The organism is Achromobacter pestifer, from assembly GCF_013267355.1.
GTDB lineage: Bacteria > Pseudomonadota > Gammaproteobacteria > Burkholderiales > Burkholderiaceae_B > Achromobacter > Achromobacter pestifer_A.
The window spans coordinates 5,275,816-5,299,375 of record NZ_CP053985.1; the positions used below are offsets into that span (position 1 = coordinate 5,275,816).

The window sequence follows — 23,560 nt, forward strand, 5'->3', positions numbered from 1 at the left end:
TCCTGGTTCGCGTGCTGATGAAGAGCCCGCCGCCCACGCGTTGCGGACGGGCCCGGATCGGCTTGGGGTCAGTCGACCTTGGCGCCGGATTTCTTCACGACTTCCGCCCATTTGGCGGATTCCTGCGCCATGAACTGTTTGAACTGGGCCGGCGTGTTGCCGGAGGGCGTGGCGCCCTGCGCCTGCAACTGCGCGCGCACGGATTCCAGCTTGAGGGCGGCGGCCACGTCGCGCTGGATCTTGTCGACGACCGTCTGCGGCGTGCCGGCGGGCGCCAGCAGGCCGAACCAGCTGGACGCGTCATAGCCCTGCACGCCGGCCTCGGCCATGGTGGGGACGTCGGGCAGGGCGGGCGAGCGCTGGGCGCTGGTGACGGCCAGCGGGCGCAGCTTGCCGCTCTTGAGGAACCCCATGGAGGACGGCAGGTTGTCGAAGATCAGATCGGCGGAACCGGCCATTACGTCGGTCAGCGCCGGGCTGCTGCCCTTGTAGGGCACGTGGGTCATGCGCGTGCCCGTCATGTTCTGGAACAGCTCGCCCGACAGATGCGTGGAGGTGCCGTTGCCGGTGGACGCCATGTTGACGCTGCCCGGATTGGCCTTCAGGTACTTGATCAGGTCGGCCACCGTGCGGATGCCGTGCTTGTCGGCAAAAGCGGGGTTGAGCTCCAGGATGTTGGGCACGGGAATCACCAGCGTCACCGGCACGAAGTCCTTGACCGGGTCGTAGGGCAGCTTGGCGTAGACGGACTGGTTGATCGCATGCGTGCTGACGGTGCCCATCAGCAGGGTGTAGCCGTCCGGCGCGGCGCGGGCGGCCTCGGCCGTGCCGACGTTGCCGCCGGCGCCCGCCTTGTTGTCCACCACCACGGCCTTGTTCCAGGTCTTGCCGAGTTCGGCGGCGACGATGCGCGCCGCGATGTCGGTGGTGCCGCCGGCCGGGAAGGGCACGATGATCTTGACGTCGCGCTCGGGGTAGTCGGCCAGCGCCGGCGCGGCCGGCAACAGGAAGGCGGCCGCCGCCAGGGTGGCGGTGCAAAGGACGGCCAAGGCGGACCGGCCTCGCGCAGGGGCTGCATGCATGGAATTCGTCTCCTCGGTGTGCGCGTGGCCGCGCATCGTTTCTGGGGGTATTCCGCCCCTGGCATGGCCCGAGGCTTTGAAGCCGCATGGCGCCCCGCGGCGCCCTGCGTTTTGCTGCCTGACTACTTGTAAAACAAATATAGGTATTGAGCTTATGGTTGTCAACCAAGTATACTTTTTCGAACTTACCCACCCGATAGCTGGATCAGCCAGGAGCCCCGCCCATGAAAACCTCCCCGGTCACCGCGCAGGACTTGCAGCGTTCGGTCATCGCGGTGCCGCCGCTGGCGCGCCACGACGATCTTTCCCTGAACGAGGCGGCCAACAAGGCCCTGCTCGGCCATCTGGAAGCGGGCGGCGTGCGCAATGTGATGTATGGCGGCAATGCCAATTTCTATAACGTGGGCGTAAGCGAATACGCCCGCATCGTCGACATGCTGGCCGGGCTGGCGGGCGCGGACACCTGGATCCTGCCTTCGGTGGGGCCCGACTACGGCAAGATGATGGACCAGGCGGCGATCCTGCGTACGCGCGCCTTTCCCACGGCCATGCTGCTGCCCATGTCCTTTCCCTACACGGACGCGGGCCTGGCCGAAGGCGTGCGCCGCTTTACGGATGCGCTGGGCAAGCCCGCGGTGATCTACATCAAGTCGTCCGGTTATCTGGCGCCGGAAAGCGCCGCCCGCCTGATCGAAGAAGGCCGCATCGTGGCCTTCAAGTACGCCGTGGTGCGCGACGATCCGTCGCAGGACGCCTATCTGTCGTCGCTGTTGCAGGCCGTGGATCCGCGCTGGATCGTCAGCGGCATCGGCGAGCGTCCGGCCATCGTGCACTACCGCGATTTCGGCCTGAAGAGCTTTACCTCCGGCTCGGTCTGCGTGGCGCCGCGAGGTTCGATGCGCCTGTTGCATCTGCTGCGCGACGGCCGCTACGAGGAAGCCGAGGCCGTGCGCCAGCAGTATCTGGACCTGGAAGATTGCCGCGACAGCATCAGCCCCATCCGCGTGCTGCACGATGCGGTGACGCTCTCGGGCGTGGCGGACATGGGGTCGATGCTGCCCTTGCTGAGCGGCATCTCCGCCGCCGAACGCGAGCGCGTGGCGCCGGTGGCGCGCGCCCTGGCGGCCTGGGACCGGGAGGCGGCCGCGGCGTGAGCGCACTGGCGCCGCGCATTGACGGTACGATGAGCGCTGTCCCGCCGTCGCGGACAGCGCCATAGCATCGAGGAGATTTCGTGGCCCGACCCAAAGCAACACCCGCGCCTGCACCGCAGGCGCCCGCTGAACACGATGCCGCGGGCGCGCTGGTGCTCGAACGCGGGCATCGGGTGCGGCTGGCGGACCAGCTCTACGGCCAGATCTTCGAGCAGATCGTGTCCGGCGGGTTGAACGTGGGCGACAAGCTGCCTTCCGAGAACGAGATATCCGAACGCTTCGGCGTGTCGCGCCCGGTGGTGCGCGAAGCGCTGCTGCGCCTGCGCGCCGACGGCCTGATCACCGCGCACCAGGGGTTGGGCACCTTCGTCAGCCATGCGCCCGCGCCGCGCCTGAAGACCTTCAACGACGTGCAGAACGTCAGCGCCTATCTGCGGGCCCAGGAGGTCCGGGTGGCGCTGGAGGGCGACGCCGCGCGCCTGGCGGCGCTGCGCCGCACCGACGAACAGCTCAAGAAGATCGCGGATGCGCACGCGGCCTTTGCCGACAGCCTGGCGCGCGGCCAGGTATCGGCCGAGGCGGACCTGGCCTTCCATGCCAGCATCGCCGAAGCCAGCGGCAACGACTTCTATCTGGGCGTGCTGGAGAGCATCCACGAATCCATCAGCGGCTTTATGCGGCTGACCTTGAATTTGACCCGCACCGGTTCGCGCCAGCGCGCGCAGCGCGTGGTGGACGAGCACGCCGCGATCCTGGACGCGATCCGCGAACAGGACAGCGAGCGCGCCCGCGTCGCCATGCAATTCCACCTGGGGCAGGCCCGCCACCGGCTGGTGGACCGCGAGCGCGACTGATCTCTTGCGCCGGCCCATCGCGATCAAACCAACACCATAGGAGACCAGCGTGCGAGGGAACGGATCAACAGCGATCGATGTGCCGGTGGAGCAGGTCCGCGAACAGATCTTGCAGGTGCTGACGGCATGGGGCATGGCGCAGGACCTGGCGCATATCACCGCGGGCCTGATGGCGCGCACCGACCTGCTGGGCATCGATTCGCACGGCATTTCCATGCTGCCGGCCTACGAGGAAAAGCTGCGCGCCGGCACCCTGCGCCTGGATGCGCGTGCGCGTATCCTGCGCGACGGCGGCGCCAGCGCGCTGATCGACGGCATGGGCGGCCTGGGCTATCCGGTGGCGGCGCAGGCCATGAACCTGGCCGTGGACAAGGCGCTGGCGCACGGCGTGGGCGCCGTGTCGGTCTGCAATTCGCATCACTTCGGCGCGGCCGGCGTCTATGCGCGCATCGCGGTCGAGCGTGGCGTGGTCGGGCTGGTGACCAGCAGCGCCAATGGCGTCATCATGGTGCCCACGCGCGGCGCCATGCCCATGCTGGGCACCAACCCCATCGCCTTCGGCGCGCCGGCCGCCTATAACGAGCCCTTTGTGCTGGACATGGCGACCACCACCGTCGCCGCCAACAAGGTCAAGGTCTACGACTTCCTGGACCAGCCGCTGCCGCCGGGCTGGGCGGTGGACGGGCAGGGCGGCGCGGTCACCGATGCGGCCGCCGCCATGCAGTTCATCTTCAAGCATCCCGAGGGCGGCCTGACGCCCTTGGGCGGCACCGCCGCCATGAGCAGCCACAAGGGCTACGGCCTGGCGATGATGGCGCAGATCCTGGGCGGCACGCTCAGCGGCAGCGCCTTCGCCGCGCGCCGCGCGCCGACCCGCCGGCCGGGCGAGCCCGACGACGTGGGCCATTTCTTCCTGGCCTTGAACCCCGACGCCTTCCGCGCGGCGGGCTCGTTCGAGTCCGACATGGACGACATGATCGACGCCATGCACGACACGCCGCCCGCCCATCCGGACGAACCGGTGCTGGTGGCGGGCGAGCCCGAAGCCGCCGAGCGCGCGCGCCGGCTGCGCGAGGGCATCCCCATACCGGCCGCGCTGGCCGAACGCCTGCGCGCCATCTGCGAACGCGCCCGCACGCCTTATCTGCTGGACGCAGCGTGATTCCATTTTCCCGATAAACCCTTGCCCAAGAGCACAGGAACAGAGACATGAGCGATTCAACCAAGCGCAAGAAACCCGAAGAACTGCGCAGCCACCGCTGGTACGGCGTGCGCGACCTGCGCTCGTTCGGCCACCGTTCGCGCACCGCGCAGATGGGCTATCACCGCTCGGACTACGCCGGCAAGCCGGTCATCGCCATCATCAACACCTGGAGCGACATCAATCCCTGCCACAGCCATTTCAAGCAGCGCGTGGAAGAGGTCAAGCGCGGCATCTGGCAGGCGGGCGGCTTCCCGGTGGAAATGCCCGCCATGAGTCTGTCCGAACCCTTCCAGAAGCCCACCACCATGCTCTACCGCAACCTGCTGGCGATGGAGACGGAAGAATTGCTGCGCTCCTATCCCGCGGATGGCTGTGTGCTGATGGGCGGCTGCGACAAGACCACGCCCGCGCTTCTGATGGGCGCGGTGTCCATGGACCTGCCGACCATCTTCATGCCGGCCGGCCCCATGCTGCGCGGCAACTGGAACGGCAACACCCTGGGTTCGGGCTCGGACACCTGGAAGTACTGGGCCGAGCTGCGCGCCGGCAATATCACCGAGGAAGACTGGCAGGGCGTGGAGGATGGCATCGCCCGCTCGCCCGGCCACTGCATGACCATGGGCACCGCGTCCACCATGACGGGCGCGGTCGAGGCGCTGGGCCTGTGCCTGTCGGGCGCCTCGTCGATCCCCGCGCCGGACTCGCGCCATGCGCAGATGGCCAGCCTGACCGGCAAGCGCATCGTGGAAATGGTGTGGGAAGACCTGAAGCCGTCCGACCTGCTGACCGCCGCGTCCTACGACAACGCGGTGCGCACGGTGCTAGCGCTGTCCGGTTCGACCAATTCGGTGGTGCATCTGATCGCCATGGCGCGCCGCAGCGGCTTCGGCCTGGACCTGGACCGCTTCGACCACCTGGCGCGCACCACGCCGGTGCTGGCCAATCTGCGGCCGGCGGGCAAGTACCTGATGGAAGACTTCTATTACGCAGGCGGCCTGCGCGCCATGCTGGTGCAACTAGGCGACCTGCTGGACACGTCGCAGCGTACCGTGGACGGCCGTACGCTGGGCGAGAACATCGCCGGGGCCCGCATCTTCAACGAAGACGTGATCCGGCCGCGCGCGCAGGCGCTGATCGAGCGCGACGGGCTGGCGGTACTACGCGGCAACCTGGCGCCCGACGGCGCGGTGATCAAGCCGCCCGCGATGGAGGCGCAGCTGCAGGTGCATACGGGCCGCGCCGTGGTCTTCAAGGACTACAACGACATGGCGGCGCGCATCGACGATCCGGACCTGGACGTGGATGCCGACAGCGTCATCGTGCTGCAGAACGCCGGGCCGCAGGGTGCGCCCGGCATGCCCGAATGGGGCCAGCTGCCGATTCCGCAGAAGCTCTTGAAGCAGGGCGTGCGCGACATGGTGCGCATCTCCGACGCGCGCATGAGCGGTACCAGCTATGGCGCCTGTGTGCTGCACGTGGCGCCCGAGGCCTATGTGGGCGGCCCGCTGGCGCTGGTGCGGGACGGCGACCGCATCACGCTGGATGTGCCGGCGCGGCGCCTGGAACTGCTGGTGTCCGACGAGGAACTGGCGGCGCGCCGCGCCGCCTGGCAGGCGCCGCCGCCGCGTTTCGAGCGCGGCTACGGCGTGCTGTACCTCAAGCACATCGGGCAGGCCGATACGGGCTGCGATTTCGATTTTCTTCAGACCGAAACGCGCGCTCCGGCCGCGGGCGAGCCTGAAATCCACTGACCCGGACACCGGGCGCACATACTAAAAAATCCACGGAGGAGACAACCATGCAACAGAAAAAACCGGCGGCGCGCGTACGCCTGGCCGTCCTGGCGGCTGCGGGGGCGATGGCCATGCTGCCAGGCGTGCTGATGGCGCAGGGCGCGGCCTGGCCCACCAAGCAACTCAAGCTGGTGGTGCCGTTTCCGGCAGGCGGCAGCACCGACTCGGTGGGCCGCTTGTTGGCGGCCGAGCTGTCCAAGGAACTGGGCCAGACCGTGGTGGTCGAGAACAAGGGCGGGGCCAACGGCAACATCGGCTCGGACATGGTGGCCAAGGCCGAGCCTGACGGCTACACGCTGCTGCTGTCGGGCGTGGGCTCCAACGCCATCAGCTATGCGGTCTACCAGAACATGCCGTACCGCAATAGCGACTTCGCGCATGTCTCGTTGCTAGCCACCGGCCCCAATGTGCTGGTGGCCAACAACGATTTTCCGGGCAAGACCTTCGCGGACTTCATCAAGCTGGTGCGCGAAAATCCGGGCAAGTACACGCACGCGAGTTCGGGTAGCGGTTCCTCCGGCCACTTGGCCATGGAAATGCTGGAGCAGGATGCCAAGATCGACCTGGTGCACGTGCCCTACAAGGGCGGCGCGGCCGCCATCACCGACATGATCGGGGGGCGCGTGCAGGTGATGTTCCTGAACCAGGACACGCTGCTGCCGCAAGTCAGCTCGGGCAAGCTGCGTGCATTGGCCGTGGCCAGCGCCAAGCGCAACCCGGCGTATCCCGACACGCCCACGGTGGCGGAATCGGGCTACCCGGGTTTTTCCGCCGAGTCCTGGTTCGGCTTGTCGGCGCCGGCGAAGACGCCGCCCGCCGTGATCCAGCGGCTGAACCAGGCGACGGTGAAGGCCCTGTCCTCGCCCGACATCCGGCAGAAGCTGGAGAGCGTCGGTTTCGTGGTGGTGGCGGACGACCCGAAGTCGTTCTCGGCGTTCGTGGATAACGAGATCGCGAAGTGGGGCAAGGCGGCCAAGGCCTCGGGCGCAAAAATGGACTGAATGCGCGGCCGGGCTTGCAGGCCCGGCCTGACCTATTTTTCTTGATGAAGTGAAGACGGCAATGAACTCACCCTTACCCAACCGTTTCCGGCAACGCATCCTGGCGCGCGAACGGCTCATCGGATTCTGGATGTGCATGTCCAGCCACATCACGGCCGAGCTCGTGGGACTGGCCAATTTTGACTGGCTGCTGCTGGACGGCGAGCACTCGCCCAACGAGGTGCCGATGTTCCTGCAGCAGCTGCAGGCCCTGCAGGGCAGCGCCAGCGCCGCCGTGGGGCGGCCGTCGTGGAATGATCCGGTGGAGATCAAGCGGCTGTTGGACATCGGCTTCTACAACCTGCTGATTCCGTTCATCGAATCCGAAGAGGACGCGCGCCGCGCCGTGGCCGCCACGCGCTATCCGCCGCAGGGCATGCGCGGCGTGGCGGGCGCGCAGCGCAGCAACCGCTACGGCACGGTGCCGGATTATCTGCACACCATCAACGACAACATCTGCGTGCTGCTGCAGATAGAAAGCCGTCCGGGCATAGACGCGGTGGACGAGATCGCCTCCGTGGAAGGCGTGGACGGCGTGTTCATCGGGCCGTCCGATCTGGCAGCGGCGCTGGGCCATATCGGCAACCCGGGCCATCCCGAAGTCCAGGAGGCCATCCGCCACCTGTACCAGCGGGTGTCGGCCCAGGGCAAGGCGGTGGGCATCCTGGCGCCGGTGCATGCGGATGCGCGGCGCTACCTGGACATGGGCATGCACTTCGTGGCGGTGGGCACCGATCTGGGCGTGTTCAAGCAGGCGACGTTTGCCTTGCGCGAGGCCTTTCCGACCTGATGATGCTCAGGCGTCTTCCAGCGCCAGCAGTTCGCTGACCGTCTGGCGGCGGCGGATCAGGCGGGCCGTACCGTTGTCCAACAGCACTTCCGGCGCCAGCGGGCGGCTGTTGTAGTTCGAGGACATCGACGAGCCATAGGCGCCCGCGTCGTGGAACACCAGGAAATCGCCGATGCGCGGCTGCGGCAACAGCTGGTCCGACACGACGCCGCCGGCGTCCTGGGTGAACACGTCGCCCGATTCGCATAGCGGGCCGGCCACGGCGATGCGGGTTTCGGCCACGCCCTGCGGCCGGCTGCCGTCGGGCGCGTGCACCGAGATCTGGTGGTAGCTGCCGTACATGGCCGGACGCATCAGGTCGTTGAAGCCCGCGTCGACCAGCGCGAAGTCGCGCTCCGGGCGGCGGTTGATGGCATGCACTTCCGACACCAGCGCGCCGGCTTCGGCGACCAGGAAGCGGCCCGGCTCGATCTCCAGGCGGATCTCGTGGCCCAAACGTTCGGCGATGCGCTTGCGCGCCGCGTCCCATTGTTCGAAGTAGTGGTCGCAATCGATGCGGGCGTCGCCTTCGCGGTAGGGGATGGACAGGCCGCCGCCGGCGGAAATGGCTTCGATGTCGTGGTCCAGCGAGGCCACCACGTCGACCATGGCGTCGCACACGCTGGACAGGTGGGCGTAGTCCACGCCCGAGCCGATATGCATGTGGATGCCGACCAGCTTCAGGCCGTGGCGGCGCACGATGGCCATGGCTTGCGCCACGTCGCCGATCCAGATGCCGTGCTTGCTTTGCGGGCCGCCGGTATTGGTCTTGTTGCTATGGCCATGGCCGAAGCCCGGATTGATGCGCAGCCAGACGCGATGGCCGGGCGAGGCCTGGCCGACGCGGGCCAGCATGTCCAGCGAGCCGGCGTTCACCGTGATGCCGTGCTTGAGCACGGTGGCCAGCGTGGCGTGGTCGATCAGGTCCGCGGTGAAGACGATGCCTTCCGGCTCGCCCTGGGGCTGGAAGCCGGCGGCCAGGCTGCGCTCGATCTCGCCCAGCGAGACGGCGTCCACCACGGCGCCCTCGGCGCGCATCAGGCGCAGGATGTGCAGGTTGGAGCAGGCCTTCTGCGCGTAGCGGATGGTGTCGAAGCGGCGCAGTTGCGCGATGCGTTCGCGGATGACGGCGGCGTCGTATACCCACAGCGGCGTGCCGTGTTCGGCGGCGAGTTGGGTGAGTTGGCGCGGATCGAAGGCCATGGCGGGCGAAACCTTAGGGAATGGAAAACAAGGCGGCATGATGCCCGGCTTCCGTCATCCAGTAAAATGCTTAAAGTTCCCTCATCGATTCATTCTTGATATGGAGCAGGCGATGCTGACGCATCGGCATATCGAAGTCTTCCGCGCGGTGATGATCGCCGGCAGCGTGACCAAGGCCGCCGAGCTGCTGGGCTCGTCCCAGCCGACCGTGAGCCGCGAGCTGGCGCGCATGGAGCAGGGCGTCGGTTTTGCGCTGTTCGACCGGGTGGCGGGGCGGCTGCGCCCCACTATGCCGGGCCTGGCGCTGTTCGACGAGGTCCGCCAGTCCTACGCCGGCCTGGAGCGGGTCGCCTCGGCCGCTGCGCGCCTACGGGCCTACAAGGGCGGGCAGTTGGCGGTGATCGCCTTGCCGGCCTTTTCCCATTCGATCTTGCCGGACGCGTTCCGGCGCTTCCATGACCGCCATCCCGGGGTGAGCCTGGCCGTCGAGACGCAGGAATCGCCATTCCTGGAAGAGTGGCTCAGCGCGCAGCGCTACGACCTGGGCCTGACCGAGCACGACGCCGCGCCGGCCGGCACGCGCGTGGAGCCGTTGCTGCAGGTGGATGAGGTTTGCGTGCTGCCCGACGGCCATGCGCTGCTGGCCAAGTCGCGCATCGAACTGCCGGATTTCGAAGGGCAGGCGTTCGTCAGCCTGTCCTCCAGCGACCCCTACCGGATCCAGATCGACGAAGCGTTTGCCGAAGCCGGCGTGTTGCGGCGATCCATCGTCGAAACTCCGACTGCCGTTTCCGTGTGCACGTTCGTGCGCCAAGGATTGGGCCTGGCCATCGTGAACCCGCTGACCGCGCTGGATTTCGTGGGCCGGGGCCTGCATATCCGTCCCTTGGCGCGCTCGTTTCCGTTTCGGGTCAGCGTGGTGTTGCCAGAGCATCGTCCCGGCAATCCCCTGGTCGGCGGGCTGATGGCGTCGCTGCGCGAGGCGGCGGGGGCGGCCGAGAGCCGCCTGGCCTCAAGCCTGGATCAAGGCACGCCGCGCAGCCGCCGCTCCGCCGCCAGCCGATAGGCCTGCAAACGCACCGTCAGCAGCGGGTCGCCTGCGAACTCGATGCCGGCCGGCAGGATGGACGGGTCGAACACCAGGGCGCGCTGCGCGTCCTGATCTGGCGCGATGCGCTCCAGGATCAGGTATCCCAGGAGCATCGAGCCGGCGTGGCCGGGCCAGGCGGTGGACAGATCATCCGCCGCGCCTTGCTCCGGCGCCGGCGTGAATGCCAGTTCCAGCGCCACCGGACCCGCCGCGATTACGTGGCGCAAGGCCTCGTCCATACAGTCCGGACCGGCCAGGGCCTTGCCTGCGCCGTCCGCGTGCTTGCCCGTGATCGTCAGCCTTCCGGTTCGCGTCCGGCCGTCCGCAGCGGCCAGGCGGTAGGGATGGAGCATGTGGTAGGTGCGGGAGGCGTAGCCCGCGGGCTGGGTGTCTTGCCGCAGTTGGCCGAAGCGTTGGGCCTCCGGGTTGGCCGCCAGGTGGGCTTGCAGCGACTCGGGGGCTGCCTGCTGCGCGTTCAATGCCTGTATGAAGGCGAGAAAGGTCTCCGGGTCGCGCGCGGGAAAACCTTCGAGCGAGTGGCCGACGAGCACCAACTGGGAATCCTGTCCGATCCGCAGCGCCAAGCCGCGCGGTTCGGCTGCCGGACTGTCCTGGGCGATCCGCGGGTCGGGGCCAGAGTCCGAGAAGCGGACGATGAGCGGCTGGTCCGCGCCGTCGAACAAGGGCGCGGCGCAGATTTGCGCTGCCCGGGGCACGCCGAGGAACCTGCCTTCCACAAGCAGGCCGCGCGCATGATTGACGCGACAGCCCGGCGGGACGTTGGCACCCGCATGGAGCGCGTCGATCAGTCCCGCGGCTATTGGCTGCGGCATGGGGGGGCTCCTGTTTTTCGGTGAGTATTCACATCCATCAGCGTTGTCCGATGCCGGGTTTGAGCGCGATGTGCTTGTACTCGATGAAGTCTTCCAGCGCCGCCATGCCGTTCAGGCGTCCGAGGCCGGACTGCTTGAAGCCGCCTTCCTCGGTGTTGTCGTAGACCTTGGCCCAGTCGTTGATCCACACGGAACCGGCGTCGATGGCTTGGGCGACGCGCAGCGCCCGGTCCACGTCGCGAGTCCAGACGCTGGCGGCCAGGCCATATTCGCTGTCGTTGGCCAGGTGGACCGCGTCGGCTTCATCGGCAAAGCGCTGGATCGTCAGGACCGGGCCGAAGGTCTCTTGCTGGATGATGGCCAGACTGTTGTCGGACACCTCCAGCAGCGTGGGGCGATAGAAGGCGCCGCTGGCCAAGGGCCCGGCGTTCACGGGGCCGCCGCGCTCGACGACGCTGGCGCCGGCGGCGATCGCTGCTTTGACGGCCTGGTCGACGCGTTCGACGTTGGCGCGGTCGATCAGCGGCCCCATGTCGCTGGCCGGATCGGCCGCGGGGCCGACCTTGACCTCGCGCAGCCGGCCGGCCAGCCCGTCGCGGACCGCTGCGTAGATGCCATCCTGCACCAGTAACCGGGAACCCGTCATGCAGAACTGGCCGCTGAAGACGGTCAACGCCTTTTCCAGCACCGGCAAGGCGGCATCCACGTCCGCGTCATCGAAGAGCACCATCGGTGTCTTGCCGCCGAGCTCCATGCCGAAGCGCTTCAAGTGTTTGGCGCCGGCGCTGCTGATGGCGCGCCCCGTCCGGGTCGAGCCAGTGAAGCTGACGACGGGAACGTCAGGCGCGTCCACGAGGTAGGCGGAACCCTCGGGTCCGCTTTCGAAGAACAGATTGATCACGCCGTCCGGGAGATCCTCGGCTTCGGCCATGATTTCGGCCATGATGCTGGCGGTCTGCGCCACCTGGCCGGGCAGCTTGATCACCGCGGTGCACCCCGCCGCGAGCGCCGGCGCAAGGGACCGTATCGTCAGCACTGCCGGCGAATTCCAGGGCGCGATCACGGCCGCCACGCCCATGGGCTGGCGCAGGACGATGGAGATGCTGCCGGGCTTGGGCGTGAGCGCGCGGCCGCTTTCGAGCAAGGCTGTGGCGGCCGCGTAGCGCAGCTTGCTGGGAATCATGTCGAGTTCGAATGCGGCTTCGCCCTTGGTCTTGCCGTTCTCGAGCGAGAGGATCTCAAGCAGCCGGTCGCGGTTGCGTTCGAAGGCGCGCGCCAGTTGTTCCAGCACGCGGGCGCGCAGCTCGTGGTCGTGCGCCCAGGGGGTTGCGCGGAAGGCTTGCGCGGCTGCGGCGACGGCCGATCTCGCGGCCACCAGGCCATTGTCGGGATAGTGGCCGATGATGTTGTAGGTGGCGGGGTCGATCGACTCTTTCAAGGCGCCCTCGGCGCGTTGGGTGCCATCGATCCAGTTGTATGCCTTGCGGATCCTGGCGGTGTTGGCGACCTGGCTCATGATCTGGCCTCCGTGTTCCTGATCCAGTGGCTGACGCGTTCCGCCAGCATGACCACCGTGGGGTTGGTGGCGACCGACGGAACGTCCGGGAAGCTGGACGCGTCCGCCACCCGCAAGTTGGCGATGCCGCGCACGCGCCCCTGATAGTCCGTCACCGCGTGGGGATCGCCATCGCCGCCCATGGGGGCGGTCGAGGTGGGGTGATGATAGATGTCCAGCGCCGAGGGCAGGGTCGCTTCCAGCGCTGCGGGGTCGGCCGCGGCCGGGCCGGGGACGAGTTCCCGCGCGATGATCTCGGACAGCGGCCCCTGGCTTGCGATCCGGCGGATCAGCTGGATGCCCTCGACCATCCGTTCCCGGTCCTCCGCCACCCCGAGGATGTTGAGGTCGATGAGCGGCGCGGCATGGGGATCGCGATCCTGCAGCTTGAGTGTGCCGGTGGATCTTGGTCGGGTCAGCGCCAGGGCCAGCATGAAGATGGCGCCGGTGGGCGAGTCGGCGGGATCGCCGTAATGCACGGCGCTGACGTGCAGGTCGCCGTCGCCGGGGCCTGCCTTCGACGACCGTGTCCACAGAATGGCGCCGACCGGCGGAATGGGCAGCCCCAGGCGTTCGGGATGCGCGGCCCAGACGGTGAAGAAGAAGGGATGTTCCTGCAGGCGTTGGCCGACCGGCAGATCGGCCGCGACCGGAATATCCAGCGCCTGGAGGTCGGCCGCGGGACCGATGCCCGAGCGTAGCAGCATGGCAGCGGATCCATATGCGCCGGCCGACAGGACGATCTCGCCTGCGGCGATCCGTTCGCCGTTGGCCAGGATCACGGCTTGCGCCCGGCCGTTCTCGACCTCGACGCGGTCCGCCAGCGTTTCGCTGCGTATCGTCAGGTTGGGGCGCGCCCTTACGGCGTCCGAGAGATAGGTCATGCCCGTGTTCAGCCGCTGTCCCATGCGGTTGTTCATGGGGTAGGGGCCGACGCCGAACGGCGCATCGCTGTTGAAGTCCTGGACCCTGGGGTGGCCCGCCATCTGGGCTGAAGCCAGGAATGCGCGCTGCATGTCGGAGATTTCGTCGTCTTGCAGCTGGTGCACGGGCTCGGGGCCGGAACGGCCGTGGCATTGTTCCGCGCCCGAGGCGGTCCATTCGCTGCCCCGGAAGAACGGCAGCACGTCGGTGACGGACCAATGCGGAAGTCCGGCCGCGGTCCAGCGCTCGAAATCGGCGGCGGGCGCGCGCATCCAGACGCCGGCATTCACGGCGGAGGAGCCGCCCAGCACCTTGCCCCGCGGGACTGGAAACGATTTTCCGCCCCAGCCGGGCAAGGACGCGTAGCCCCAGTCATGCTCGGCATCGCCGCCGATGATGCTTTGGGCGCGCACGGCGTCCGGGTAGGCATGGGGCGGATAGGCCCGGCCGGCCTCGATCAGCAGCACGCGGCGGGATGCATCCTCGCTGAGGCGGCTGGCCAGCACGGCTCCGGCCGAACCGCCACCGACCACGATGACGTCGAAGGCGCCCGCAGGGGTGCGGAGTCCTATTTGCATAGTCGTATTCACCATAAGGAGATTTCTCGTGTCATTGTTTATGCTGGACACGCAATCAACTCCGGTCTGGTGCAAGCCAATCAGAGCGGTCGGTCGCGTGCAATTGGCTCCATCATCAATTTGTACCGGCGCAGGCGGAAGGTGCCTGCCGGTCACATGAATCGCGAAAATATGTCTGGAATCTTTTCGATCGAATCTTTCAGCGGCCTGGTGGCCTTCGCGGCCACGGTGGAGTCCGGCAGTTTTGCCGCAGCCGGGCGCAAGCTGGGGCTGTCCGCTTCCGCGGCGGGCAAGGCGGTCGAAAGGCTGGAAATCAGATTGGGCGTGCGACTGCTGCATCGCACGACCCGCTCCTTGGGCCCGACTGGAGAAGGCGAGGTCCTGTACCGATACGTCGCCAGAATCCTGAAGGATCTTCAGGATGCGGAGCGGGAACTGCACCTGCTTCAGAACGCGCCCCGCGGCCGGCTCAAGATCAGCGTTCCCACCGTGATGGGACGCAGGGTCGTGGTGCCGGCGCTCAACGATTTCCACGCGCGCTACCCGGAGATCTTGGTTGATATCAATCTCGACGATCTGATCGTCGACGTAATCGAGGACGGATACGACCTAGTGCTGCGGCTGGGCGAACTGGAGGATTCAGGGCTGCAGGCCCGCAGTATCGGACTGCATGCGTTCACGACCTGTGCGTCGCCCGCCTACCTGGCGCAGCATGGCATGCCCCGGACCCCCGCGGACCTCAGCGAGCATCGCTGCATCCACTACCGCTTTCCGACCACGGGACGGCCGGAGATCTGGGCTTTCAAGGGCGAGCAAGCAGACAAGCCGCTCAAGCCTTCCGGCATCTTGAATGATGGTGAAGCGCTGGCGTCCGCTGCGATCGGCGGACTGGGGATCGTCCAGGTGCCGAGTTACCTGGTCAAGGAAGATATTGCGGCAGGGCGTTTGCAGCCTGTGCTGGAGGACTACACGGAAAATCGCGGCAGCGTGTCGCTGCTATGGCCGCCCAGGTCGGCGGAGGTCGCGCGGGTGCGCGTATTCATCGATTTCTTTGCCGAGCGGATCGCGGCGCAGTTGTAGGCGTGCCTGATGTCGCCCCGTCGGGGCGACCAGGAACGCAAAAAAGGATGCCCAGGGGCATCCTTTTTCATTTGCCGTATTCGTGACGCCCCGAAAACAGGGCGGCAGAATGGCTTAGGCCAGCGCCTTGATGGCGGCAGCCAGGCGGCTCTTGTGGCGAGCGGCCTTGTTCTTGTGGATGATGTTCTTGTCAGCCACGCGATCGATCACGCTGGAGGCCTTCTGGAACACGTCGCCAGCCGCAGCCTTGTCGCCAGCGGCGATGGATTGGCGAACGCGCTTGATGGCGGTGCGCAGCATCGAGCGCAGGCTGGAATTGTGCTTGTTGCGCTCAACGGATTGGCGAGCGCGCTTGCGGGCTTGGGCGGTATTGGCCATGTTGCTATATAAGTTGAATTCGGCAAAGTCGAACATTGTAGCAAGTCCCTACGGGAATGCAAGCTTTTAATGTCTGATCAACCGATGGAGCGCCCGTCAACCGGGCGGGGGGCGCTGCGGGAAGAATTCCCTGGGCTGGGGAGCCCTTGCGGATGGTCCTCATGCACAGTCTTGAGGAAGACCCGTGGCGCCTACTGGATAAAAACACCGTGCTTAGTATACAACGAGAAGCCCCTCTGGCGGCACGGCGCGCACACCGGCGTTGTCAGGCGGCTACGTTGATGGAGACAAACCAGGGCGTGAAGCGGCGGACGTGGATGGGCATCATGTCGCGCAGCGTATCGAGCGCGGCGTCGGTGTCGTCCAGCGGGAAATGGCCGGATACCGGCAGGCCGCCGGCGGCCATGGACACGCGCAGCGTGCCGCTGCGGTAGGGGCGCAGGGCGGCGATCACTTCGGCTAGCGGGCGGCCGCGGGCTTCGACCCAGCCGGCTTCCCAGGCGGCCTCGGCCATGAGCTCGGCGCGCGGGGTGTCCATGCGGGCGGCGTCGAACCGGGCGCCGGTGCCGGCGCGGACGGTGCCGTGGGCGCCGGACATGGTCTCGACCTCGACCTCGTGTTCATGCACCACCACCAGCGTGCGCTGGGCCTGCTGGCGCACCATGTAGCGGGTGCCCAGGGCGCGGACCGTGCCTTCGGCCGTCTGGACCAGGAAGGGGCGGCGCGCGTCGGGGGCCACCGACACCGTCACGGCGCCATCCAGCAGGCGGACCTGGCGGTAGGCGGGGGTGAAATCCAGGTTGACGCGGCTACGGGCGTCCAGCAGCAGTTGGCTGCCGTCGGACAGCACGTAGCGGCGGCGTTCGCCTGTGGCCGTGGCGGCATCGGCCGCGACGTTGCCCAGGGGATAGAAGGCATTGCCCACGTAAGCCGCGCAGGCGCCGGTACCGGCGAGCGCCAGCGCGCCGGTCAGAAACCGGCGGCGCGGGGGCGCGATGGCGGGCCCGGGAGGGGCTGCGAGGGGCGGGGCAGGCTGGCTGGCCGTGGCGTAGCCAACAGGGTAGGCGTCGCCAAGCCGGCCGAACGTCGATCCTTCCAGCGATCCGGTCAGCTGCTGCCAGGCGTTTTCATGGGCCGGGTCGGCAGCGCGCCACGCCAGGAAATTGTTGTAGTCCCGTGCGGTCGCCTTGCCGGAACGCAATAACAGCAGCCAATTGATTACCTGGTCCGCCATGGGTTGTCCTTGGGCGTACTTCACTTCATGTCCCCGCAGTGCTTCAAGGGGGATCCTTTCGATGGCAATTTGTAAATAATAAAGGTTTTTTACCAAAGATTACCGGCCGATTGTCAATTCTTGACGAATCTAATGCAAAAAAGCCGGTACTAGACCGGCTTTGGGGGCGTATATAGGCAGATTGTCCGAACTTAACGCGCCGGGCGTCGGCCGAAGTCCCTAGGACGGAAGCCAAACAGTAACAACATTCCGAAGTACACCGCGCCACTGGCTGCCAGCACGCCGGCCAGCCAGGCCACCCTTTGTCCGGAATGGGCCTGCAGGGCGATCCAGTCGATGCGCCCGTCCGCATACCAGAGCAGGGCCGCCAGCGCCGCCAGGGCGGGCAAGAGGCGCAGCGCGAACGCGGTCCAGCCGGGGCCGGGCTGGTAGACGCCGCGGCGGCGCAGTCCGATCAGCAGCGCCAAGGCGTTCAGGCAGGCGCCCAGGCCGATGGCCAGGGCCAGCCCGGCATGCGCCATCACGGGCACCAGCACCAGGTTCATCAGCTGCGTCATGATCAGCACACCGATGGCGATCTTCACCGGCGTGCGGATGTCCTGCTTGGCGTAGAAGCCGGGCGCCAGGATCTTCACCGCCAAGAGGCCGATCAGCCCGGCGGAATAGGAAATGACGGCCAGGCGGGTCTGGCTTACATCCTGGGCAGCGAAGGCGCCGTAGTGGAACAACGTGGCGACCAGTCCATCGGACAGCAGCGCCATGCCCACGGCCGCCGGCAGGCCCAGCAGCAGCACCAGGCGCAGGCCCCAGTCCAGCAGCCCGCTGTAACCGCCGTGGTCGTCGCGGGCATGGGCCGCGGACAGGCTGGGCAGCAGCACCGTGCCCAGTGCCACGCCCAGCAGCGCCGTGGGAAATTCCATCAGGCGGTCGGCGAAGGATAGCCAGGTCACGCTGCCCGGCGTCAGCCAGGTGGCGATGTTGGTGTTGATCAACAGCGAGATCTGCGCGACCGAGACGCCCAGAGTGGCGGGGGCCATCTGCTTGAGGATGCGCTGCACCGTGGGGTCGGCCCAGGCCTGGCGGAACCGCAGCGAAAAGCGCGGCGTCAGGCCGAGCCGCGCCAGGGCAATCCATTGCACCGCAAGCTGCGCCACGCCGCCGATCATGACGCCGATGGCCAGCGCGTAGACCGGCACGTCCATGCGCGGCGCGAGCCAGATGCAGGCGCCGATCATGGCCAGGTTGAGCAGGACCGGCGTGAAGGCCGGCACGGCGAAGCGGCGCCAGGTATTGAGCACGCCCGAGGCGAAGGCGATCAGCGACATGCAGAAGATGTAGGGGAACATCATCCGCGTCATCCAGACCGCCGCGCCGAATTCGGTGTCGCGCGCGGCGCCCCGCAGGCCGCTGGCCATGGCGGATACCACCCAGGGCGCGGCGACGATACCGATCAGCGTGATCAGCATCAGCGCGGCCGTCAGCAGCAGGGCCACGCGGTCCAGCAGGGTGCGGACTTCTTCTTCCGAACGGTTGTTGCGCGCCGACCCCAGGATGGGCACGAAGGCCTGGGCGAAAGCCCCTTCGGCGAACAGGCGGCGCAGCAGGTTGGGAATGCGGAAGGCGACCCAGAAGGCGTCGGTGATGGGGCCGGCGCCGAAAGCGCGGGCCACCAGGATGTCGCGGATCAGGCCGGAAATGCGGGACAGCAGGGTGAAGCTGCTGACCGTGGCCGCCGAACGAAACAGGCTCATGGATAGGACTACTGAAAAAAAAACGGGCCGGTCCGGCCCGGCGCGGCTGCGCGCAAGCGCGAGACGCCCAATGAAAACAGGCCCACCAGGTGGGCCTGTCTTTGTACTACATCACTTCGGCGGCATGCGGATGGCGCCGTCGAGGCGGATGGTTTCGCCATTCAGCATATCGTTCGTGACGATGCTGTGGACCAGCTTGGCGTAGTCTTCCGGGCGGCCCAGGCGGGCGGGGAAGGGAATGCTGGCGGCCAGCGAGTCCTGCACTTCCTGTGGCATGCCGAAGATCATGGGCGTGCCGAAGATGCCCGGAGCGATGGTCATGCAGCGGATGCCGGTCTTGGACAGGTCGCGCGCGATGGGCAGGGTCATGCCGGCCACGCCCGCCTTGGAGGCGGCGTAGGCGGCCTGGCCGATCTGGCCGTCGAAGGCGGCGACGGAGGCGGTGTTGATCATCACGCCGCGTTCGCCGGTGGGCTCGGGCGCGTTGGCGCTCATGGCCTCGGCGGCCAGGCGCATCATGTTGAAGCTGCCAATCAGGTTGATCGACACGACCTTCTGGAACAGTTCCAGCGGATGCGCGCCGTTCTTGCCCACGATCTTGGCGGCGGGCGCGACGCCGGCGCAGTTCACCAGGCCAAAGAGCGAGCCCAGCTCGAGCGCGGCGGCCACGGCGTTCTTGCCATCGGCTTCCTGGGTCACGTCGCAGTGGACGTAGCGCTGGCCCAGTTCCTTGGCCAGGGCCGAGCCCGGCTCGTCCTGCACGTCGGCGATGACGACCTTGGCGCCGTTTTCGACCAGCATGCGCACCGTGCCGGCGCCCAGTCCGGACGCGCCGCCCGTGACGATGAATACCTTGTTCGCGATTTCCATGTTTCTACCACCAGGTGAGTTCTAGGGATGAAAGCGGCGCGGCAGGCGCCGGATATGACTAGGCCCTCGGGCCGGAACCGGAACGCATCGCGTCCAGCCGGCGCCGAAGGCCTGTGAACCATTGAGGCGCCGGTCAGCCTTGGACGGCTTCGAACAGGCGCGCCTTGATTTCTTCGACCGCGCCGACGCCGGAGATCTTGCGGTACTTCGGCGCGTCGGCGGGATTCTGTTGTGCCCACGACGAGTAGTAGTCCACCAGGGGGCGGGTCTGCTCGCGGTACACGGACAGGCGGTTGCGCACGGTGTCCTCGCGGTCGTCGTCGCGCTGGGTCAGTTCTTCGCCGGTGACGTCGTCGCGGCCTTCGACCTTGGGCGGGTTGAAGCGCACATGGTAGCTGCGGCCGCTGGGCAGGTGCACGCGGCGGCCGCTCATGCGTTCGATGATGTCTTCTTCGGGGACTTCGATTTCCACCACGTAGTCCAGCTTGACGCCGGCGCTCTTGAGCGCGTCGGCCTGCGGGATGGTGCGGGGGAAGCCGTCGAACAGGTAGCCGTTGGCGCAGTCGGACTGCTTCAGACGGTCCTGCACCAGGCCGATGATGATCTCGTCGGAAACCAGGCCGCCGGCATCCATGACCTTCTTGGCTTCAATGCCCAACGGCGTGCCCGCTTTGACCGCGGCGCGCAGCATGTCGCCGGTGGAGATCTGGGGAATGCCGAAGTGTTGGGTGAGAAACGCGGCCTGGGTGCCTTTGCCGGCGCCGGGAGGTCCGAGCAAGATGAGACGCATGAGTGCTCCTGAAGGGGTGTATTTTTTGTGATCCGGGGAATTATGCCGCAATGCAGCAGCCGATGCGGAGCCGCGCCATAGGAAATAACCCTTATATCTGCCTGCTGTAGACCTGTCGGACGCGCTCCAGATCCGCCGGGGTATCTACGCCCGCGGCAGGAGGGTGGGACGCCCGATGGACGACGATGACGTGGCCGTGTTCCATGGCCCGCAGTTGTTCCAGTGATTCGAAACGCTCCAGCGCGCCTTGCGGCAGGTCCGGATAGCGGCGCAGGAACGACACCCGGTACGCATACAGGCCGATGTGGTGCCAGGCGGGCAGTCCCTTGGCCAGCACGCGCTCGCCCGAGGCCAGCGCGTCGCGCGCCCAGGGGATCGGGGCGCGCGAGAAATACAGGGCGCGATCGTTCGCGGCGCAGACCAGCTTCACCACGTTGGGGTTGAACAGCGCTTCGGCGTTGGCCAGGGGGCAGGCGCAGGTGGCGATGTCGGCCTCGGGGCTGGCCTGCAGCTTGGCCGCGACCGCGTCGATGAGTTCGGGTTCGATCAGCGGCTCGTCGCCCTGCACGTTGACCACGATGGCGTCGTCAGGCAGGCCCAGCTGTTCCACGGCCTCGGCCAGGCGGTCGGTGCCGGTCGGGTGGTCGGCGCGAGTCATCAGCGCCTGCAGCCCGTGCGCCTGCGCCGCCTGCTGGACGCGGACATCGTCGGTGGCCACATAGACGCGGGAAGCGCCGGACAGCGCCGCGCGCTCGGCGGTACGCACGACCATGGGCTTGCCGGCGATGTCGGCAAGCGGCTTGTCGGGCAACCGGGTCGAGGCGGTGCGCGCCGGGATCAGGGCGATGAAGCTCATGCGCGGCGCTTTCAGTGCGTGGCGGGGGCGTCGTCCAGCGCGCGGGCTTCCGATTCCAGCATGACGGGGATGCCGTCGCGCACGGGGAAGGCCAGGCGGTCGGCGCGGCAGACCAGTTCGGCTTGCTGCCGGTCGTGTTCGAGGCGGCCCTTGCACAGCGGGCAGACGAGGATGTCGAGTAGGCGGGATTCCATGACCGGAATTCTAAAGCAGTTTGCCCGGGGCCGGGCCGCGGGCGCCGCCAGGCGCGGGCTTGGCTAGGCCCGCGCCGGCTGGCGCAGCGCCTGTGCCAGCCAGTCGAACAGTTGCGGGTCGGAAAAGCCCGCGCGCACCGGCACTTCCCAGAGGCGCGCATCGTCCAGGGCGGCGCACTTGATGGCGTCTTTGGACGTAACCAGGATGGCCTCGGCCGTGAGCGTTTGGAAGGGCGACTCGGCGTAGCCGTGATGATCGGGCAAGGCGAGCGCGGTTTCCAGCCGGATGCCGGCGCCGCGCAGGGTGGTGAAGAAGCGTTCCGGATTGCCGATGCCGGCGGCCGCCGCGATCCGCGGCTGGCCGGCGAAGGCCGCCAGGGGGCGCGTGCCGCGGCCCGAAACCTGGCGCGCGTCGCCCGGTTCCAGCCACATGCGGACCTGGCGCGGCCGGTTGCCGGTGCTGGCGGCTGGCGGCTGGCCGTCGGGCGTGCCGATGTTCGTCACCACCACGTCGACCTCCCGCAGCCGTTCGGCCGGTTCGCGCAAGGGGCCGGCGGGCAGCAGGCGGCCATTGCCCACGCCGCGTTCGTCCTGCACCACGATTTCGATGTCCCGGGCGAGCGCCAGGTGCTGCAAGCCATCGTCCGAGATGATCACATCCACCTTGGGGTGGGCCTGCAGCAGGGCCTGGGCGGCCAGGGCGCGCTTCGGGTGGACGGCGACCGGGACGCCCGTGGCGCGGGCGATCAGGGCGGGTTCGTCGCCGAAACGGTCGGCTTCGAGTTGGCCCAGCCCGACGCGGGCGTGCGGGCCGACCTTGACGCCATAGCCGCGGCTGACGACGCCCGGGGTATAGCCGCGGGACCGCAACGCTTCAACGGTCGCGATGACCATGGGGGTCTTGCCCGTGCCGCCGACATAGACATTGCCGATCACCACGACGGGAACGGGAGCGCGGTAGGCGCGGCGGACGCCGTCCAGGTAGCGCTGGCGCTTGCGCGCCACTTCCCAGGCGGTCAGCCGGGACAGCGGCAGCAGCAGATCGGAGAGCCAGCCGCCGTGCTGCCATTGGCGCGCCAGCAGCGTCGAGGCACGCTTGGCGGTCACCGGGTGGTCTGCGCGGCGAAGTTGACGCGGCCGATGCCAGCCAGGCGGGCGGCTTCCATGACGTTGATCACGGACTGGTGGGTGGCCTGGGCGTCGGCGTTGATGACGACCAGCGGCTCGGTCTTGCCGGCCGCGGCCTGGCGCAGGGCATCGGCGATTTCCGGCGGCGTGGAGACGTCGATGAGCGTGCCGTTGAGCGCATAGCGCCCATCCTGGCTGACGGCGACTTCCAGCGCCGGAGGCGTGTCCTGTTCCATCGAGGCCTGGGGCAGCGTCACCTTCAGCTGGGTGAAGCGCGCGAAGGAGGTGGTCGCCGCCAGGAAGATCAGGATGACCAGCAGCACGTCGATGAGCGGAATCAGGTTGATATCCAGCTCATCGCGGTCGCCGCGGGGGCCGCGGAAATTCATGAACGGCCCTCGCGCATGGCAGAGCCAGGGGAGACGGCGCGGACCAGGCGCGCCGCGGTCTGTTCCATGGCGCTGAGGTAGCCGTCCACGCGGCCGCGCAGATAACGGTGCGCGATCATGGCGGGAATCGCGATGAGGATGCCGAAGCCGGTGTTGTACAGCGCCATCGAGATGCCGCGCGCCAGTTGCGCGGGATCGCCGCCGCCCGGGGTGTAGGAGCCGAAGATCTCGATCATGCCGATCACGGTGCCGAACAGGCCCATCAGGGGCGCGACCACGGCGATGGTGCCGATGGCGGGAATGTAGCGGCTGAGGTCGTGGGCCACGGCGCGGCCGGCGTCCTCGACCACGTTGCGCAGTTCCTCGCGCGGCAGATGGCGGTGACGCATCACTTCGGCCAGGATCCGGCCCAGCGGCGAATTGCGCTCGAGGCGGTTGATGGATTCGGGCGTGTCCTGGCGGTTGCGCAGCATTTCAGCCACTTGGTCGCTCAGGCCGCGCGGCATGACCAGCCCGCGGCGCAGGGAGAGGAAGCGCTCGAAGATCAGCGCCAAGCCCAGGACGGATGTCGCCAGCAGGGGCCAGATCGGCCAGCCGGCCTCGCGCAGTATGGAAAGCAAAGCGTTCAACTCCTGGGGGGACCGGCGCGCAAGGCGGCGCGAGCCGGTATCTGATCAAGCCGAAACTGTAACGGTGCGGCAGGGGTGTGGCAAGTCGGTACGACCCCCAATCTATCCACAGATCTTGTGGA

General features: G+C 67.7%; 23 protein-coding genes. 8 read left to right on the forward strand and 15 right to left on the reverse strand.

The genetic code is table 11. The features are described 5' to 3' along the window. Positions 1–68: 68 nt before the first annotated feature. The gene (locus FOC84_RS25075; protein ID WP_173147031.1) at positions 69–1,082 is read right to left on the reverse strand and encodes a tripartite tricarboxylate transporter substrate binding protein; all 1,014 of its coding nucleotides are present in this window, start codon (positions 1,080–1,082) and stop codon (positions 69–71) included. Positions 1,083–1,306: 224 nt separating this feature from the next. Between FOC84_RS25075 and FOC84_RS25080 the strand changes: the two genes are divergently transcribed. The 6 genes from FOC84_RS25080 to garL all read left to right on the forward strand — a co-directional run bounded on the left by FOC84_RS25080 (position 1,307) and on the right by garL (position 7,917). Next, the gene (locus FOC84_RS25080) at positions 1,307–2,236 is read left to right on the forward strand and encodes a dihydrodipicolinate synthase family protein (RefSeq protein WP_173147034.1); all 930 of its coding nucleotides are present in this window, start codon (positions 1,307–1,309) and stop codon (positions 2,234–2,236) included. Between the two features lie 80 nt (positions 2,237–2,316). Further along, positions 2,317–3,090, forward strand: coding sequence for a FadR/GntR family transcriptional regulator (locus tag FOC84_RS25085; RefSeq protein WP_173147036.1), 774 nt, complete (start codon positions 2,317–2,319; stop codon positions 3,088–3,090). A 49-nt stretch (positions 3,091–3,139) separates the two neighbouring features. Then, on the forward strand, positions 3,140–4,252 hold the full coding sequence (locus FOC84_RS25090; protein ID WP_173147038.1) for an Ldh family oxidoreductase: 1,113 nt from the start codon (positions 3,140–3,142) through the stop codon (positions 4,250–4,252). 47 nt (positions 4,253–4,299) lie between these two features. Next, the gene (gene araD / locus FOC84_RS25095; protein WP_173147040.1) at positions 4,300–6,045 is read left to right on the forward strand and encodes an L-arabinonate dehydratase; all 1,746 of its coding nucleotides are present in this window, start codon (positions 4,300–4,302) and stop codon (positions 6,043–6,045) included. Positions 6,046–6,092: 47 nt separating this feature from the next. Then, the gene (locus tag FOC84_RS25100) at positions 6,093–7,088 is read left to right on the forward strand and encodes a Bug family tripartite tricarboxylate transporter substrate binding protein (RefSeq protein ID WP_173147042.1); all 996 of its coding nucleotides are present in this window, start codon (positions 6,093–6,095) and stop codon (positions 7,086–7,088) included. 61 nt (positions 7,089–7,149) lie between these two features. Then, positions 7,150–7,917: a 2-dehydro-3-deoxyglucarate aldolase gene (gene garL / locus FOC84_RS25105; protein WP_041655817.1), complete on the forward strand. Its 768-nt coding sequence runs from the start codon at positions 7,150–7,152 to the stop codon at positions 7,915–7,917. Positions 7,918–7,923: 6 nt separating this feature from the next. Here the strand turns inward: garL and lysA are convergent, their stop codons facing one another. After that, positions 7,924–9,159 (reverse strand): diaminopimelate decarboxylase, encoded by a 1,236-nt coding sequence (gene lysA, locus FOC84_RS25110; protein WP_173147044.1) that lies wholly within the window; start codon positions 9,157–9,159, stop codon positions 7,924–7,926. 112 nt (positions 9,160–9,271) lie between these two features. Between lysA and FOC84_RS25115 the strand changes: the two genes are divergently transcribed. After that, positions 9,272–10,225, forward strand: coding sequence for a LysR family transcriptional regulator (locus tag FOC84_RS25115; protein WP_173147046.1), 954 nt, complete (start codon positions 9,272–9,274; stop codon positions 10,223–10,225). On the opposite strand, the gene FOC84_RS25120 is transcribed toward FOC84_RS25115, so the two are convergent. The 3 genes from FOC84_RS25120 to FOC84_RS25130 are packed head-to-tail and all read right to left on the reverse strand — an operon-like array spanning position 10,183 to position 14,139. Further along, positions 10,183–11,082: a catalase gene (locus FOC84_RS25120; RefSeq protein ID WP_173147047.1), complete on the reverse strand. Its 900-nt coding sequence runs from the start codon at positions 11,080–11,082 to the stop codon at positions 10,183–10,185. The two genes, FOC84_RS25115 and FOC84_RS25120, sit on opposite strands and share 43 nt — an antisense overlap. Before the next feature lie 37 nt (positions 11,083–11,119). Then, the gene (locus FOC84_RS25125) at positions 11,120–12,598 is read right to left on the reverse strand and encodes an aldehyde dehydrogenase family protein (protein WP_173147049.1); all 1,479 of its coding nucleotides are present in this window, start codon (positions 12,596–12,598) and stop codon (positions 11,120–11,122) included. Next, the gene (locus tag FOC84_RS25130; protein WP_173147051.1) at positions 12,595–14,139 is read right to left on the reverse strand and encodes a GMC family oxidoreductase; all 1,545 of its coding nucleotides are present in this window, start codon (positions 14,137–14,139) and stop codon (positions 12,595–12,597) included. Before FOC84_RS25130 ends, FOC84_RS25125 begins: the two co-directional genes overlap by 4 nt. Before the next feature lie 156 nt (positions 14,140–14,295). Here FOC84_RS25130 and FOC84_RS25135 point away from each other — a divergent pair, with 156 nt between their 5' ends. Beyond that, entirely contained in the window at positions 14,296–15,219 is a 924-nt protein-coding gene (locus FOC84_RS25135) for a LysR family transcriptional regulator (protein ID WP_254241774.1), read from the forward strand. Between the two features lie 114 nt (positions 15,220–15,333). Here the strand turns inward: FOC84_RS25135 and rpsT are convergent, their stop codons facing one another. The 10 genes from rpsT to FOC84_RS25185 form a co-directional block, all read right to left on the reverse strand. Next, the gene (gene rpsT / locus FOC84_RS25140; RefSeq protein WP_025135824.1) at positions 15,334–15,597 is read right to left on the reverse strand and encodes a 30S ribosomal protein S20; all 264 of its coding nucleotides are present in this window, start codon (positions 15,595–15,597) and stop codon (positions 15,334–15,336) included. Positions 15,598–15,862: 265 nt separating this feature from the next. Next, a complete protein-coding gene (locus FOC84_RS25145; protein ID WP_173147053.1) occupies positions 15,863–16,831 on the reverse strand; it encodes a FecR domain-containing protein in 969 nt (322 codons plus the stop codon). Between the two features lie 191 nt (positions 16,832–17,022). Continuing rightward, positions 17,023–18,582, reverse strand: a complete 1,560-nt coding sequence (gene murJ, locus FOC84_RS25150; protein WP_173147055.1) for a murein biosynthesis integral membrane protein MurJ — start codon at positions 18,580–18,582, stop codon at positions 17,023–17,025. A gap of 111 nt (positions 18,583–18,693) precedes the next feature. Continuing rightward, on the reverse strand, positions 18,694–19,452 hold the full coding sequence (locus FOC84_RS25155) for a 3-hydroxyacyl-CoA dehydrogenase (RefSeq protein WP_173147058.1): 759 nt from the start codon (positions 19,450–19,452) through the stop codon (positions 18,694–18,696). A 133-nt stretch (positions 19,453–19,585) separates the two neighbouring features. Then, on the reverse strand, positions 19,586–20,242 hold the full coding sequence (gene adk / locus FOC84_RS25160; protein WP_173147060.1) for an adenylate kinase: 657 nt from the start codon (positions 20,240–20,242) through the stop codon (positions 19,586–19,588). Between the two features lie 91 nt (positions 20,243–20,333). Beyond that, positions 20,334–21,098 carry a 3-deoxy-manno-octulosonate cytidylyltransferase gene (kdsB, locus tag FOC84_RS25165; RefSeq protein WP_173147062.1) on the reverse strand — a complete coding sequence of 255 codons (765 nt, stop codon included), beginning with the start codon at positions 21,096–21,098 and terminating at the stop codon, positions 20,334–20,336. 11 nt (positions 21,099–21,109) lie between these two features. Then, complete coding sequence (locus tag FOC84_RS25170; RefSeq protein WP_088141367.1) at positions 21,110–21,292, reverse strand: Trm112 family protein; 183 nt, start codon at positions 21,290–21,292, stop codon at positions 21,110–21,112. Between the two features lie 63 nt (positions 21,293–21,355). Further along, positions 21,356–22,399: a tetraacyldisaccharide 4'-kinase gene (gene lpxK, locus FOC84_RS25175; RefSeq protein WP_173147064.1), complete on the reverse strand. Its 1,044-nt coding sequence runs from the start codon at positions 22,397–22,399 to the stop codon at positions 21,356–21,358. Further along, positions 22,396–22,809, reverse strand: a complete 414-nt coding sequence (locus tag FOC84_RS25180; protein WP_013394771.1) for an ExbD/TolR family protein — start codon at positions 22,807–22,809, stop codon at positions 22,396–22,398. The genes lpxK and FOC84_RS25180 overlap by 4 nt, the downstream gene beginning before the upstream one ends. Continuing rightward, positions 22,806–23,429, reverse strand: coding sequence for a MotA/TolQ/ExbB proton channel family protein (locus tag FOC84_RS25185; protein ID WP_173147066.1), 624 nt, complete (start codon positions 23,427–23,429; stop codon positions 22,806–22,808). The genes FOC84_RS25180 and FOC84_RS25185 overlap by 4 nt, the downstream gene beginning before the upstream one ends. Between the last annotated feature and the right edge of the window lie 131 nt (positions 23,430–23,560).

Bases quoted from the DNA above. Each gene is read 5' to 3' on its own strand.
- FOC84_RS25075 (WP_173147031.1), bottom strand. From the start codon at position 1,082: ATGCATGCAGCCCCTGCGCGAGGCCGGTCCGCCTTGGCCGTCCTTTGC.
- FOC84_RS25080 (WP_173147034.1), top strand. From the start codon at position 1,307: ATGAAAACCTCCCCGGTCACCGCGCAGGACTTGCAGCGTTCGGTCATC.
- araD (WP_173147040.1), top strand. From the start codon at position 4,300: ATGAGCGATTCAACCAAGCGCAAGAAACCCGAAGAACTGCGCAGCCAC.
- FOC84_RS25100 (WP_173147042.1), top strand. From the start codon at position 6,093: ATGCAACAGAAAAAACCGGCGGCGCGCGTACGCCTGGCCGTCCTGGCG.
- garL (WP_041655817.1), top strand. From the start codon at position 7,150: ATGAACTCACCCTTACCCAACCGTTTCCGGCAACGCATCCTGGCGCGC.
- lysA (WP_173147044.1), bottom strand. From the start codon at position 9,159: ATGGCCTTCGATCCGCGCCAACTCACCCAACTCGCCGCCGAACACGGC.
- FOC84_RS25115 (WP_173147046.1), top strand. From the start codon at position 9,272: ATGCTGACGCATCGGCATATCGAAGTCTTCCGCGCGGTGATGATCGCC.
- FOC84_RS25120 (WP_173147047.1), bottom strand. From the start codon at position 11,082: ATGCCGCAGCCAATAGCCGCGGGACTGATCGACGCGCTCCATGCGGGT.
- FOC84_RS25125 (WP_173147049.1), bottom strand. From the start codon at position 12,598: ATGAGCCAGGTCGCCAACACCGCCAGGATCCGCAAGGCATACAACTGG.
- FOC84_RS25130 (WP_173147051.1), bottom strand. From the start codon at position 14,139: ATGCAAATAGGACTCCGCACCCCTGCGGGCGCCTTCGACGTCATCGTG.
- FOC84_RS25135 (WP_254241774.1), top strand. From the start codon at position 14,296: ATGAATCGCGAAAATATGTCTGGAATCTTTTCGATCGAATCTTTCAGC.
- rpsT (WP_025135824.1), bottom strand. From the start codon at position 15,597: ATGGCCAATACCGCCCAAGCCCGCAAGCGCGCTCGCCAATCCGTTGAG.
- FOC84_RS25145 (WP_173147053.1), bottom strand. From the start codon at position 16,831: ATGGCGGACCAGGTAATCAATTGGCTGCTGTTATTGCGTTCCGGCAAG.
- murJ (WP_173147055.1), bottom strand. From the start codon at position 18,582: ATGAGCCTGTTTCGTTCGGCGGCCACGGTCAGCAGCTTCACCCTGCTG.
- FOC84_RS25155 (WP_173147058.1), bottom strand. From the start codon at position 19,452: ATGGAAATCGCGAACAAGGTATTCATCGTCACGGGCGGCGCGTCCGGA.
- adk (WP_173147060.1), bottom strand. From the start codon at position 20,242: ATGCGTCTCATCTTGCTCGGACCTCCCGGCGCCGGCAAAGGCACCCAG.
- kdsB (WP_173147062.1), bottom strand. From the start codon at position 21,098: ATGAGCTTCATCGCCCTGATCCCGGCGCGCACCGCCTCGACCCGGTTG.
- FOC84_RS25170 (WP_088141367.1), bottom strand. From the start codon at position 21,292: ATGGAATCCCGCCTACTCGACATCCTCGTCTGCCCGCTGTGCAAGGGC.
- FOC84_RS25180 (WP_013394771.1), bottom strand. From the start codon at position 22,809: ATGAATTTCCGCGGCCCCCGCGGCGACCGCGATGAGCTGGATATCAAC.